Below are 13,060 nucleotides of genomic sequence, written 5' to 3' on the forward strand. Positions count from 1 at the left end.
GAGACGACACTCGGGCCCTCAACCTGCCCAGCCTCAGCCCACAGCACGAAAACGGTCCACCGACTCCGTCGGCGGACCGTCACGCAAGATCGAGGTTAACGGCACGAAGTGACCGCACAGCTTTGATCATCTTGTTCGACAGTCCTGGGACTTGATCGGCGAGGTAACCGAGGACGGTCACACCTCCCGCGATCGAGCCGACAGCCACTGCCGCCCAACCCGCCACTTCCATATGCCCTCCGAGGGTGTCGTGATGACGGGCCGGAAGACTGAAGCCTTCCGACGCCCCCGAGAGCCCTCGAAAATGAGGACTACGGACGTAACAGGAAAAGCCACTGTAGCCACTGAAGTTGTGAGGGGATAGACCTTCGCTCCCCTCTGGGCGTTGAACAAAGCGTCGCCGTACCTCGGCCCGTCTGACAGCTATCTGTCGTTCACCAGGAGGTATGCGGGCACTACGAGACAGGCCGTAGGCGCGGCCGGTTGTGCAGCTCTCAGCACTGCACTGACTAGCTCCGTGACTCTGGAGCCTGACGGGAAGACCTACGTCCCCGCAGCAATCCACAGCCTGTGCTCGCGTGCCTCGTCTGCGAGGTCGCGTGCAGCGACACTGTGGCCGGCGGCGCTGAGGTTCCGGCGGAACTCGGCCAGGTAGCTGACGCACCGCGCCGACTTGAGCTGTTCACCGAGATCCAGAGCATCGAGTGCTACGCGGCATGCCTCCTCGACGTCCCCCGCGCGCAAGTGAGCATCGGCCAGGACCATCGTCGCGAAGAAGTCGCTTCGTACATGGCTGCCGCTCATGGCGTTCTCGGCGTGGGATACGGCCCGACGGGCGCTGTTGACGTCGCGGAAGCAGTGGGCGGCTTCGGCGGCAAGCTCGGCCTCGTCGAAGTAGCTGATCCACTCCGGCTCGTCGTCGCTGTTTCGACCTTCGAGCGCCTTGGTCGCCGCGCTGAGAGCCGTCTCGCACGCGGCGACATCTCCGGTGCGAGCAAGTGCACGTGCCTCCATCGCATGGAACTGAGCGCGCAGCGTCGGCGTGGCCACCGGGGAGATACCCATGAGCGCCGCACGGGCAAGAGTCGCGGCCTGGGTATATCGCCCCAAGAAGGTCGCCTGATGGCTCATCGCTGACAGGATGCTGCCCGCGAGCCGGCGGTCGTTGGCGTCCTGGGCGAGGCGGAGGGCCTGGAGGAAGTACCTCTGGGCGAGTCCGTGGTGACAGGCGTCGTAGGACATCCAACCGGCAAGGAGCGTCGCTTCCGCCACGGTCGAGAACAGGGCCCGGCCTACCTGCTCGGTGTACCGGCCTTGCAGGAGTGGAGTCACATCGTTGTTGAGGTACTGGATGACGGAGTGGCGTGCGTGGTCACCGCCGAACTGATCGTCAAGCTGGGCGAACATGTTCGCGGTGGTCTTGATCGCTGCCACGTCGCCGAGACCGACTCGCACTCCCTCGGTACGCGGCCGGGGAATGCTCGGCTCGGGGGCGACCAGCCACCGGAGTGACGCTTCGTTCCACGCTGGCTCGGACGGCTCCGCAGTGAGTAGCGGGTCGTAGTGGTTGAGATCCGCGCGCCACAACTGGCTGACTGTCTGAATGGCGTCATCAGGGCTGGCGGGATATGAGACGTCGAGGACTGGAGCGTCCTTTGCCTCTCCGCGGTCCAGGCCGAGTTCCGCCGGACTCGTGGCGAAGGCGTCGCACAGAAGCGGACCATAGAAGTCGTCGGGCGAACTGTGCCCGTTCTCCCAACTCGCAATGCGGCGCTTCACACTGGCATCCGAAGGGAGTTGGTGCCCGCGCTGGGATGCTGCTCGGCGTAACTCCCTCACTAACCGCGGCTGACTCCAGCCCCGGCCTGTGCGAGCTTCACGTAAGCGGGCACTGGTCGGCTTCATGAGGACGTAGCCCTTCACTCCCTGCGCGTACGCCGGTGCGACAACTCGCTCTGCCCGACCGAATGTACGCGCTGGTCATTGCTTCGTGCAGGTAGTAATCGGAGATCCTTCGCGAGGAGCGGGTGACGGGGGATGACGTGATGGGCGTGGGTGCGTCATCCCCCGTCACCTCTTCGTCATCTGCCCTGGCCAGGTACCGGGCCAGGAGTCTGGACCTACGGCGGCATCGAGGCCGCACCGCAGTCAGACTGAGGGTGAGACGACGTGCAGAGGATGACCAGGCGGGGCATGGAATGGCTGTCTGCGGCAGCGGACAAGCCGACTGAGTGCCGACAGGTTTGGGCGGATGACCCGCGGATGCCCTGCTTGCTGCCGACCGGCCGTTTCTTCGACGTGGTGAGCGTGGAACAGCGCCTCGGAATGGAGATGTTCGACCGTCTCCAGCGCAGTGGGATGCCTGTCGGCCCCTCGGTCGTCGACCGCAAGGCGCAGCGAGTCGGATTCTTCCTGGGCTCGCAGAGCCAGGAGACCTTTACGTACTACCTTGGCCGCGAAACCTCGTCTCCACCTCAGTACCGCTACCTCAGCGAGGGCTCGGCCGTCGTCGTACCCGGCCCCATTCCGCTGTCCGAAGACCGCTACCAGTGGCTCCGGGCACCGACGCGCCGGCCGGAGGCCAACCCGCTGCGGCCGGTGGCGCTCGCGACTGCGCTGGTCGCCTCCGCGGAGCTCCTGGCAAGGATCGACCGCTTCGACGAGCAGTACCCGACTCCGTACGCGGCGGTTGCTGCGCTCCTCGAGGAGACGACCACCGATGCCGGATGAGCCGACCGTCGGGCGCGACGCTGCCGCATGGTCGCCTCTCGACAGCGACGGCTGGTACGCGGCTCGAAACGCCACCACCGCATTGCGGGACGTCCTCGTGCGAGCGGGCCTGGAGAAGGACTTCCCCTACCTGCGTGCCGACTTGAACGCCTTCGGACACGGCCTCGTCGAGCTGGGACGCGTGTCCCCCGACACGGCCGAGCGTCTCGCGGAGCTCCTACGCCTGGCACTGGCAAGCGGATACGGCCGCGACCGTGACGGCGACGATCACGCGTCAACCACCGTCGAAGAACACAAGGGAAGGATCTGACGTCATGACCGACCGGCGAGGAGTGGTGGCCAAACGGGCGGAGGACCTGGTGCCCGGCGTGCCCTACGTCCGAGGCTGGAACCGTGCGCGCCGAAGCGCCGGCACCCTGGCCGATCAGCTCGTCCTGCTCGGGCTCGACTCCGACTTCCCCGGCTTGGTGGCCGACGTGAACGTCCTCGGCGACGGATTGGTGCAGCTCGGGACCGTGCGCCCTGACGCGGCCGAAATGCTGGCCAAACTCATCACGGCAGGACTACAAGCGGAGCTGCAGGGCACGACGGCCGATTCGCCTGCGGTCTGAACCGCTCCTCGAACGCCGGTTGGCCACGGTTCGAGCGTGCTCCCGCGGTCGGCTGGTCCAGCCCCGTACGACATCGCCCCCACAGCGCTGTCGTACGGGGCTTCTCGCTGTCCCGGCGAACTTGGTTTGCCTGCCGCTCGGCCGGGACCGGCGCCCCAGCGCCGCAGCCCGGACGAACGGCAGGCCAACGATGACTTCGGCTTGGGACGCTGCCTACGCGGGTCGCTCGTCTGTGCATGCGGTTGACGTGCACCCTCGCTAAGCTTCAGCGGTCTCCCGACGATTCCGCGCTTGATCTGGTGCGCTTGTGGTGCAGTGCGCAGACGGACGAGTACGCAGGAGGTCACCTATCGACGCGTGCTCCGCCGTCGCCTTATCGGTACTGGCACACGTAGTCGCAGCACGGCGAAGCCGCCGCCCCCTGGGTGAAGGACGGGGATCGGCGGTGGCCGGTCAGGTGAGGTCGACGAGGGTGGGTGTCACCTCGTTCTCGAGGTCGTACTCGGAGAACTCCCATGTCGTGACCACCGCGTCTTTCGGGACGCGATAGACGAACTGCATCTCGTCGTCGAATCCTGGCTGCAGCTGCGCGTTGCATTCCGGGTTGCCGGCGACGTCGTAAAGATCTTCGATCGTGTCGAAGCGTCGGTCCTGGTCGTCGATGAGAGCGTTGACGATGGGTAGCGAGCAGGTCAGGTCCATGCTGGCCTTGCCCTCGTTACTGACGACGGTCTTGAGGATCACGTATTTGGCGTCGGCACCTGCAGACTTGCGGGCTCCGGCGAACGTAACGGTGTCGGCTTCAAGCACCTTCGTGACCTTGACGACGGCTCCAGCGTTCCGAGCCTCCTCGCCGACCTGGGCGTCAGCGGTTTGGTCGGTTGCCGCTGCTGCGTCCTCTTCGACTGCGGCCTCCGGCTCGACGGTTTCCGTCACGGTGACGGTGGGCTGTGGCGTCGCTGCGTCGTCGCCGCTGCCGGATATGGCGATACCAGTGGCGACGATGGCGGCGGCAATGATGCCCGCGCCGCCAATGATGTAGGCGTTGGTGTGGTTCTTCTTAGCGAGCCGCGGCGGCTGAGCTGGCATCGGCGGCGTGCTGTCGGTGCTCATGGTCCCCCTGGGACGGTGCTGTTGTGAGGCGAATCATCCCCTGGGGGAGGCGGTGCTGATAGCAGTTGGCCACTCTCGGCATAGCCGATGTGGCGCTGTTGTCGTCGCGCGGGGGATGGCGGTGCGTGGAGCCAACTGACTTCGATGGCCCGGCGCGGGTCTCTCGGCCGGTTCGGTAATCGTGACGACGTCTACTCTGGCAAAGCGCGACACCGCTTTAGGAGAGCGGCTGGCTATCTCCCTCCTGAGGTGCGGCTTCACCGGGCCAGGAAACGGGCGGGTACTTGCTCATGAGGCACCGGTGTTGACCGTGGCTGACCCCTACATCTGACACGGTTGTGGCATGCGACCTCTTCGCCGTGAGATGCCGCACTGAGCGGCTGAAGAGTTGATGCGAACAGATCTGACATGCTTCCGTTCCCGGCAAGATGACACCGCGCAGGTAGAGACGCTTCACGACGGCCGTTCTGCTGGGTGATAGACGCAGGAAGCTGCACGGGATAGCGCCTGCGCTTTCTTGTCGATCTGCTTCCGCCCCAGCATCTCCCAACCCACAATGAGTGCGTGGCCAGCGTTTCGCGGGTGTTCAGGGCTTGGGATGTCCTGAGGCCATGCATCCGGAACGACGTCGAGTTCTTGATCGCGAATGCTCTTGGCTTCTAATTCCCAGACAGAATTCTGAGGGTTGTCGGATATGCCAGTCGGCCCTATGCCGCACTCGTCGAGGATCCTTCTAACGTATACGGAAGTTCCGTCATCATGCGGCTTGAAAGCTGCACTAGATGGTCCGAGCACCTCGTTGGTTACGCTGTCGTAACGCATCATCCTGGGATTCTCGGTGCTCACCCAGCGCCAGAGCAGATCGCCATCAGGGATCTCCTGCTCTTCGTCCATCCCCACCCCCGATAAATCGCTGCTCACCTAGAGGCAAACCTTCTTGCTTGAGCAGAAAAAGCAGACAGGATTTTACGGAATTCGGCGAGCTGATCCCGTTGTAGTGGGAATGTGAACTCCGATTCGGCCTCTGTTTCTCCGTCCGCCAAGGCGCAGCCTGACCGGCCGTCGCCTGAGACTTCAATCTCAATCGAACTTCCGCTTACGTGCCACTCGGCTTGCAGGCCGCCATCGGGCAGCGGGAAAAATTGCGGCGGCAGACTTCCGCGATCCATCACAGCGAGAAGGGCATGCAGCATTGCAATGGCTGCATCTACAGTAACCCGCCCGGCGCGAAAACCGTCCCAACCCTCAGGTAGGGCGAGGAGATTGTTGATCTTATCGACCGCTGCACGCAGGTCGGGAATTCCGGATCCCTCTTCCTGGACGGCGATGGTGACCGAGGGGCCTGCCTTACCCCGTGGGCTGCGGCGGCTGGTGACGGTTTCCCCAGGGATGTTGGCCGGTGTCGATCTTTTAGTGGTGAGACCCGTTACCACCGGGCTCATAGTCTCGACTTCCATGACAGTCATGAGCGTTTCCCCCAGCGTTCATGAGCGGCCTCTGTTGTGATTTCCGCGAAGCTCCGCACTAGGTGATCATGCGCTTCCTTGATCGAATCAATAACGCCTTCGATTGAGCTTTCTGCCGGTTTTCCCTGGGCTGTCATCGTGAGGAATGTCCCGGGTGTTCCATTCTCTACAACTCCAGGCTCAATCGATACGCGTAGGAAGAAGTCTCTGCCTGTAAGGGTCGATTCGATCGGGAAATCAAACGCTATCTGAGAATTTGCGGGCCGGCCAAGGTGGTGAGTGGCGAAATCGGGCCACGTGTGGAAGATATCTTCCAGATCCCATCGACTGGCTCCGTCTGTGCGCAATGCGTTGATGTAGCTCAACTCGACGTGTAGAAATTCGAGCTTAGTTCGGAAGTGTTCTTCGACAAAGCGTGAGAGTTCAGTGGCTCGTTGAGTCAGAGTCTTCAACACGTAATCGAAGCGGGGGTAATCGACTCCGTCGCCTCGCCCGCGCCAATTGACAATTAGGCGATCGGGCTGGAGCTGTACGAGATCCTTCGAGTCCTCGCTAAGGAACCAATAGCGAATTTCACGCAGTGAAGGGAAGTCGATGCGAATAGTTGGCCCCGAATCTCCGGATGCCGCTTCGGCAGAAGGAAGTGTGGCTTGCTCCTCAACCACGGGAAGGTCCGACTTCCACAGGTCATACAACGGAGCTAGCCGGATTCCGTTCAGTTCCGGGACCTTGCGAAACTTCACGCCACAGGCCACTTCCACCACTGGCGGCTGGTCGAAGTTCGGCAATCCTGCCACTGCAGCCTCCTCGGTATCCGTGCCTGTCGTCATGCCCGGCTTATGAGTCATGCCCCCCGCTCCCAACGCAGACACCTGCCCACGTGAGAACGAGAATAGGTGCGCAGCGCCTCACTGTCGACGGGGAAGTGTGACATGAGTCACCCATAGTAGTGAAGCTGTTACTTCTGTTCACTCTCGTGCCCACCTTTGGCGCGAGTGTGGATGCTCGTTGCTCGGCGTCAGGTGCGACCAGATGGGCTTCGGGCCCGCGTCTCTCGTAGCGCTGCATTGAGGGACCGTCCAGCCAGGCTCCATAGAAGCCGGCGCCCGTGGAGTCTCAATGACCGAGTCAAACCGTCGGCGATCTTGAAAACCGTAGTGGCGCGAGTCATCCTCAGCCTGGCCGTCTTGCAGGCCCTCGGTCTTGTTCCCATCATTCGTCGACTGCGCGGATCCGACTCGTCGGTTCGTTTCATGCGCGCCATGATCTGCTGGACGCCGTCGGCTCCCTGCTGATCTTCGGCGGCCTGATGCTGGCTCCGCGCTCGCCGACGTCACACGGCCTGATCCAACCGACAGGCGCTAACCTCTCGGTGCACTACTTCTTCATGCCCTGGGTCTTGTCGGGGATCTTGATGAGCTGGGTTTTTGCTGGTCAGGGGCTGCGGGATCGCGCGCCTGGTGGTCGTCGCTGGTCATCCTTGGCCACTGTTGAGCGGCCTTGGACGGCCCAGGGGCGGCCTGGCCTTGCCCGGTGCGAGCCTCGCTCGGCTGACGGCTGGCACCTTCGCCACGGCCCGTCTCAGCCTCAGCCGACGAAAGCCCGCCACGACGGCGCGTAAGTCGACCGACCAGGCGCGCGTGTGCCTCGCTGCACCCCCACAGGCCTCAGCCACGTATCGGTGCCGTCGACCAGAGCAAGCCCGCGACGGCAGGACCGCAGTGCTCAGTCGTGGGAGCCGACCGGTGACGGCGGCGGCTGGCGACACATCGGCTCGGGTGCTCTGATGCAGCAGAACGGTGTCCCCAGCGGGGTCCCCCGCTGGTTCCCCGCAGCAACTGGCGGGCCTGAGCGGGTCCTGACTGCTGGCGCGAAGTCGTTGTCAGCCAGCCTGACGGCAGGTTCGAGAGCTCTTGATTCAGAATGCGATCAACAGGGGAAAGCGGCATCCTGAGAACAGGTGCAAATGCAGGTACAGCCGCCTCTCGACGTAATCGTCGGCGTGCTGCGCGTACGCCTCAGATTAGTTAACGCACTCGCGGATTCCAGCAGCTTACATTCCTGCGACCCCAAGACTGGAGGGCTTTGCCATGTCGCGCGCAGTAACTCCTGTAAAGAAGGCGCGAAAGGGTGTAGCGGAGAGTCACGCCGACCGGGAACGGGGAGACCCGCCCAGAGAGCAGCTTGTCAAATATTTTCCGCTTGAGACGAGCGCTACATACCTGGCAACCTCTGCGATTATCGTTCAAGGCACTAAGGCAGATACGGCACCACGAACGATCTGGCTTCTAGTTGTATTCGTGGTACTTCTTCTTGTTACCCTAGTGGATCTTCTGCGACTCTATCCAGGAAATGAGTATCGGCGCCGTTGGGCTCCTGTCGCAATTGGCATCGGGGCCTACGCAATCTGGGCTTACGGCATGGTAAGCCTCGCGGACGAGTTGGGTATCTTTAACGGTGTGGCCGCTGCTGTTCTTGCTGCTCTATATCTGGTCGTGGCGGCCCGAGTGGTGCCCGAGAAAGCGTGACACAAACGACCTGTGAGCCCAGGTGATCCGAAATGATGGAAGCGCTTCGAACTGTCGGCCAGCAGGCTATGGAAGATTTCCATGGACCTCTAAGCTTTCCTTATGTTCATGGTTTGCTCATCGAGACAGACCCCGACATGCGAAACCTTTGGGAAATTCGGACCACAATGTCGACCGATGAGTGGCGAGAGTTTGACTCACAACTCGCCCACTTTTACCATTTCAGGCGGCGAGAGCTTGGGTACGAAGTTCCGCCTTCGGTCTGGCCGGTGACGTCTGAGCAGGGCATTGTGCGCGGGCATGAAGCTCCCCCTGTCGACCTCGGTTGGCGTTGCCGAACGCTGGACGAGTTGCGCAGTATTCGCGGACGGAAGGGGCCCGAGCGGCCTGGAGTGATGTTTACCATTCTCTATGATCCATCCATTCCTCTAGGCGCCTTTGAAGAGCTGTCAAGCATCGCAAGTGAGCTTGGGTGGCGCGTTCGCCTCGCAGCGCGACGCACAGCCGTCGCTCTTGCGGGATCACGTGACAAGCACCGTCCACTTGTCGGCGGAATTTCCCTGGGGGAAAATGGGTGCACAACCAGGGGAACTCTGGGAGGTTTCCTTGACTTGAACGGCGATCGGTACGCCGTCACTTGCGGACATGTGATCAAGGAATCCTGCATCGCTACTCAGCCAAGCGAGCGAGACGGTGGAGCGGGGATGATCATCGGTAATTGTCTGCGCACTAGTGAGGGGATGCTTGCGGGAGAGGATCAACCGTGCCGAGGTGCTGGCGAGGAGAATAGAGTTGACGCCGCAATCATCAAGGTCCATCCGAATGTATTGATTGATGATTCGATCTTGGACCTTGGGTCGGTCAATCGAATAGTTCCTATGTCTGAAGTCATCGAAGGTCGGAGAGTTCAAGTGTCGGCACGCTCGGGGCTAAAGGATCTCATAGTTGGTGCTCTTGCGCTAAGGAGAAGCATCTCCATAGGTGACAGTTCTTACTGTTTTCAAGATCTTCTGGAGTTGCGTCGTCCTGGAGGCCACTGGGGTGTGAGCGGAAGTCTCCAAACCCCCACGCGACGCGGTGACTCCGGCTCGTGGGTAATTCAGGAGGAAGATGGTGACTACGGTTGGGTGGGGATGGTGACGGCCGGAGACGGGCCAGCCAGCTATGCTCAATTCGCTGACGTGGTTAGGAAATGGGCAGAATCTGCGGTTGACGTCGAGGTGTCGAGTCCCGCTGCCAAGACGTAGGGCTTATGCCGTGGAGCTGGGCGCCCACCACAGCGTCGTCTCTGGCGTCAGTCGGCTCGTTGTTGTGCGTGCGGCCCGGGGGCTGGCCGGGCTGGAGCGGGACGAAGGCAGGAGCGCAGGCCCGGCCGGGGGCCGGGCAGCGCGCGGGGAGCGAAGCGAGCCGCCTTGATGACGTAGAGAAAGTCTGAGCCAACTCGCCCTGTGCTACAGCCTGAACGACAGCTCCAGCTCGTCGCCCGGAAGGTGGAACTCCTCCAGGGCGAGGGGCTTGTCCGACTCGGTGAGGGTCACGCGGATGACGTGGAGCATCGGGACCCCGTCGGCGAGTCGTAGCGCCTGAGCCTGGTCGGGTAGAGGCATGCGGGTGCGGACGTACTCCGTGAAGTGGAGCTCGTGGCCGATGTTGGCGAGCGCCGTGTAGAGCTCCGGCGCCGGCGGCGGGGCTTCCTCCTCGTACTTGGTGTCGATCAGCACCGAGAACGGGACGTACGTCCGGTGGAGTTGGCGGAGGTGGCCGTGGTCCGCGGTTTGCAACGCGTCGTACGTGAACATCGGCTCGCCCGGCGGGATGCGGAGTAGGTCCGCCAGGGCGAGTGGGGCGTCGGTGCGGGTGGCTACCGGGGGCTCGGCGTCTGTCCAGCGGATGCCGTCCGCCTCGATGTAGCGGCCGTCGGTGGTCCGGCGTACGCCGCGCGGTCGCGTGTGGCTGGGGCGGTTGTGGGGGGAGCGGGCAAAGGTACCGCGGCCCATGATGGCCTCGACGAGTCCTGACGCCCGCAGTTCGCTCAGTCCCTGACGGACTGTGGGGCGCGTCACCCCGAACTGTTTCGCCAACGCCTCCTCGGACGGGAGCGGTTGGCCGGCGGGGAAGGTGCCGTCCAAGATGCCTTCGCGCAGGTAGTCGGCGATCTGCCGGTACTTGGGCTGCGTGTTCTTCGGCGGCATGCGGGCCCTCCAGGCCGTGGTCACTTCTTCTTCCGTCCATGGGCGGTACGTGCCGTCCGTGGACGGTCATAGCTTCTCCCACGCGAAGACGGTTGACAACCCGTACTACGGGCGGTCAATGTTGTTTGCGGCACCCGTACTACGGGTGGTCTAGCAACCCGAAGGAGAGGCTTTCGGGTGCCTGAGATGAGGAGATCCGAACAGTGGCAAGCCTTCCGATCGACACCGCGAAGTACACGGGGATCATCTGCGCCGTGCCCCCGGCCCCGCGGGTCGCCAACCGTGAGACCGGTCAGCTTCGCGTTGACCGCGACACGGGCAAGACCGTGTATCAGGTCGGCCTCTGCCTGATGGCGGGGACGTCGGCCGACGTCGTGAACGTGAGCGTGGCCGGTGAGCCGGCCGGGGTGCAGCTCGGTATGCCGGTGGCCGTGCGGGACCTGGTGGCCACGCCGTGGGAGAACGAGGGACGGCACGGGATCGCGTTCCGCGCAGCGGAGATCCGGCCCCTGAGCGCTCCCGCTACTCCGGCGGGTAAGGGGGCCAGTCAGTGATGAAGCTGGCCTCCGCCACTTCGGCCGGTGAGAGCTGGCCGAGCTGGGTTCTGGTGGTGGCCGCAGTGCTGGTGTCGGGTCTGCTTCTGGCGGGCCCGGCCCTGCGCCGCCGCTATCCCGTTGCCTGGTGGCTGCTATGCGGCTTCCCAGCCGTGGCGTTCCGGGTCGTCCAGACCTGGCGGCCTCTGATGGCCGGGTGCGGGCTCGCCGTGAGCCGTCGGCCGGCGCTGACTGTGGTGTCCGGCCTCGTTGGCAAAGGGGCGCCTCCGCCGCAGCCGCGGGTCCCCCGGAGGGGGCTCATACGCCCGACCTCCGGTGGCTTCGTACTGCTCGTGCGGTTGTTGCCGGGCCAGGTGCCGGAGCACTTCGTCAAGGCTGCGCCCGCCATGGCGGAGAACTGGCAGGTGCACGCGGTCCGGGTGACTTCCTGGAAGCCAGGAATCGTACGGATCGTCGCTTCGGCGGCCGACCCGTTGGCCGACCCGCAGGTGCCGAAACAGCGAGGGCCCGGTCATCTGCTCCGTGTGACCGTAGGCGCCTTGGAGACAGGGGCCTCGTGGGTGGTCGACCTGCGGCGCGTCCCGCACTGGCTGATCGTCGGGGCCACACGCTCAGGAAAGTCGACGCTGATCAATGCTCTCGTGGCGGGCCTCGCCCCCCAGCCGGTCGCCCTGGTCGGGATCGACTGCAAGGGCGGCATGGAACTGTCCCTCTACGAACCGCGGTTGTCCGCCCTCGCAACGAACCGAGAGCAAGCGGTACGGCTGCTGGCCGCTCTCGTTGACCTGACCATCGACCGGATGACCCTCTGCCGAGCCGCCGGCGTTCGGAACATCTGGGGTCTGCCCGACAAGGAACGCCCTGTCCCCGTCGTCGTGATCGTCGACGAGATCGCGGAACTCTTCCTCGTGGCGAACCGGAGCGAGAAGGACGAAGCGCATGCGGCGGGTACGGCGCTGATCCGGCTGGCTCAACTCGGTGCGGCGCTCGGGGTGTTCCTCGTCGTGGCCGGTCAGCGCGTCGGTTCCGATTTGGGGCCCGGTGTCACTGCACTCCGGGCACAGCTGGGCGGCCGGGTGTGCCATCGCGTGGCCGACCCCGGTACGGCAGAGATGGCGCTCGGCGACCTCAACCCCGACGCGCTGAAGGCCGCGCAGGCCATCGCCCCGGAACAGGCCGGTACGGCTGTCCTCGCCTCCGGCGACGGCTGGGAACGCGCCCGGTCTCACCTGATCACGGAAGCGGAGGCAGAAGCCGTCGCCGCCGAGTACGCGCACCTGACCCCCGTCCTGTCCGAACTGCACGTCGAAGCGTGAAAGGGGCCTGCCGTGCTGGTGTCCATGTCGGCCGTTCTGCTGCTCGGCCTGCTGATCTGGTTCCTCCTGCGCATCCGGTACCTCCGGTGGGCCGACTCCCTGCTCTGTGGAGCCTTCGGCTTCCTGCTCGCCCGGACCGTGGCCGCTCCCGTCGTTCAGGCACTTCTCGACGGCGTGAACGGCTTCCTCGGCCAACTCCGGTTCTGAGACGCCCCGCCACTGACCCGACAAGGGGACTTCCCATGTCCGACTACGTCATCCGCTCCGGTGACCGCGCCGCCTTCCTGGTCGGTCTGCGGGAGCTGGTCGACTTCCTGACCGCCAATCCAGCCGTCGTCGTACCGCGTCACGCGTCCGTCGTCGTCTTGGTCGACGCCTCCGACTCCGCTGCTCGCCTCGACAGAGTGGGGTCTGTCGCCGCTCCGCTCGGTGTGCCGGCGGAGGACATCGGCCAGGGCTATTTCGCCGCTCGCCGCGACTTCGGACCGATCTCGTTCGGCGTCGCCGGGATTCCTCCCGAGGAACAACAGTGATCGCCCGTACGAAGGGC

Annotated in this window: 13 protein-coding genes; 7 read left to right on the top strand and 6 right to left on the bottom strand. The window is 64.0% G+C overall.

All coding sequences use genetic code 11. From position 1 onward, the window contains the following. Positions 1-543: 543 nt before the first annotated feature. Positions 544-1,779 carry a hypothetical protein gene (locus P1P75_RS16755; RefSeq protein WP_319255991.1) on the bottom strand — a complete coding sequence of 412 codons (1,236 nt, stop codon included), beginning with the start codon at positions 1,777-1,779 and terminating at the stop codon, positions 544-546. 390 nt (positions 1,780-2,169) lie between these two features. On the opposite strand from P1P75_RS16755, the gene P1P75_RS16760 reads away from it, so the two are divergent. From P1P75_RS16760 to P1P75_RS16770, 3 genes are read left to right on the top strand one after another with little or no spacing between them, the layout of a single operon-like run. Then, a complete protein-coding gene (locus P1P75_RS16760; protein ID WP_319255993.1) occupies positions 2,170-2,730 on the top strand; it encodes a bifunctional DNA primase/polymerase in 561 nt (186 codons plus the stop codon). Next, on the top strand, positions 2,720-3,040 hold the full coding sequence (locus P1P75_RS16765; protein WP_319255995.1) for a hypothetical protein: 321 nt from the start codon (positions 2,720-2,722) through the stop codon (positions 3,038-3,040). Before P1P75_RS16760 ends, P1P75_RS16765 begins: the two co-directional genes overlap by 11 nt. Positions 3,041-3,044: 4 nt before the next feature. Further along, positions 3,045-3,341 (top strand): hypothetical protein, encoded by a 297-nt coding sequence (locus P1P75_RS16770; RefSeq protein WP_319255997.1) that lies wholly within the window; start codon positions 3,045-3,047, stop codon positions 3,339-3,341. 453 nt (positions 3,342-3,794) lie between these two features. Here the strand turns inward: P1P75_RS16770 and P1P75_RS16775 are convergent, their stop codons facing one another. The 5 genes from P1P75_RS16775 to P1P75_RS16795 form a co-directional block, all read right to left on the bottom strand. Then, complete coding sequence (locus P1P75_RS16775) at positions 3,795-4,454, bottom strand: hypothetical protein (RefSeq protein ID WP_319255999.1); 660 nt, start codon at positions 4,452-4,454, stop codon at positions 3,795-3,797. Between the two features lie 453 nt (positions 4,455-4,907). Then, positions 4,908-5,375, bottom strand: a complete 468-nt coding sequence (locus P1P75_RS16780; RefSeq protein WP_319256002.1) for a hypothetical protein — start codon at positions 5,373-5,375, stop codon at positions 4,908-4,910. After that, positions 5,372-5,920: a hypothetical protein gene (locus P1P75_RS16785; protein WP_319256004.1), complete on the bottom strand. Its 549-nt coding sequence runs from the start codon at positions 5,918-5,920 to the stop codon at positions 5,372-5,374. Before P1P75_RS16785 ends, P1P75_RS16780 begins: the two co-directional genes overlap by 4 nt. Then, positions 5,917-6,768: a TIGR04255 family protein gene (locus P1P75_RS16790; RefSeq protein WP_319256006.1), complete on the bottom strand. Its 852-nt coding sequence runs from the start codon at positions 6,766-6,768 to the stop codon at positions 5,917-5,919. The genes P1P75_RS16785 and P1P75_RS16790 overlap by 4 nt, the downstream gene beginning before the upstream one ends. Positions 6,769-9,899: 3,131 nt before the next feature. After that, the gene (locus P1P75_RS16795; RefSeq protein WP_319256008.1) at positions 9,900-10,664 is read right to left on the bottom strand and encodes a GntR family transcriptional regulator; all 765 of its coding nucleotides are present in this window, start codon (positions 10,662-10,664) and stop codon (positions 9,900-9,902) included. Positions 10,665-10,843: 179 nt separating this feature from the next. Between P1P75_RS16795 and P1P75_RS16800 the strand changes: the two genes are divergently transcribed. From P1P75_RS16800 to P1P75_RS16815, 4 genes are read left to right on the top strand one after another with little or no spacing between them, the layout of a single operon-like run. Next, entirely contained in the window at positions 10,844-11,194 is a 351-nt protein-coding gene (locus P1P75_RS16800) for a hypothetical protein (protein WP_073497691.1), read from the top strand. Then, on the top strand, positions 11,194-12,510 hold the full coding sequence (locus P1P75_RS16805; RefSeq protein ID WP_319256011.1) for an FtsK/SpoIIIE domain-containing protein: 1,317 nt from the start codon (positions 11,194-11,196) through the stop codon (positions 12,508-12,510). Before P1P75_RS16800 ends, P1P75_RS16805 begins: the two co-directional genes overlap by 1 nt. Before the next feature lie 12 nt (positions 12,511-12,522). Beyond that, on the top strand, positions 12,523-12,717 hold the full coding sequence (locus P1P75_RS16810) for a hypothetical protein (protein ID WP_319256013.1): 195 nt from the start codon (positions 12,523-12,525) through the stop codon (positions 12,715-12,717). Between the two features lie 35 nt (positions 12,718-12,752). Then, positions 12,753-13,043 (top strand): hypothetical protein, encoded by a 291-nt coding sequence (locus P1P75_RS16815; RefSeq protein ID WP_319256015.1) that lies wholly within the window; start codon positions 12,753-12,755, stop codon positions 13,041-13,043. Positions 13,044-13,060 lie beyond the last annotated feature (17 nt).

Origin of the sequence: Streptomyces sp. ID05-39B (genome assembly GCF_033794725.1) — a bacterium.
GTDB lineage: Bacteria > Actinomycetota > Actinomycetes > Streptomycetales > Streptomycetaceae > Streptomyces > Streptomyces bobili.

Bases quoted from the DNA above. Each gene is read 5' to 3' on its own strand.
- P1P75_RS16765 (WP_319255995.1), top strand. From the start codon at position 2,720: ATGCCGGATGAGCCGACCGTCGGGCGCGACGCTGCCGCATGGTCGCCT.
- P1P75_RS16770 (WP_319255997.1), top strand. From the start codon at position 3,045: ATGACCGACCGGCGAGGAGTGGTGGCCAAACGGGCGGAGGACCTGGTG.
- P1P75_RS16775 (WP_319255999.1), bottom strand. From the start codon at position 4,454: ATGAGCACCGACAGCACGCCGCCGATGCCAGCTCAGCCGCCGCGGCTC.
- P1P75_RS16785 (WP_319256004.1), bottom strand. From the start codon at position 5,920: ATGACTGTCATGGAAGTCGAGACTATGAGCCCGGTGGTAACGGGTCTC.
- P1P75_RS16790 (WP_319256006.1), bottom strand. From the start codon at position 6,768: ATGACTCATAAGCCGGGCATGACGACAGGCACGGATACCGAGGAGGCT.
- P1P75_RS16805 (WP_319256011.1), top strand. From the start codon at position 11,194: ATGAAGCTGGCCTCCGCCACTTCGGCCGGTGAGAGCTGGCCGAGCTGG.
- P1P75_RS16815 (WP_319256015.1), top strand. From the start codon at position 12,753: ATGTCCGACTACGTCATCCGCTCCGGTGACCGCGCCGCCTTCCTGGTC.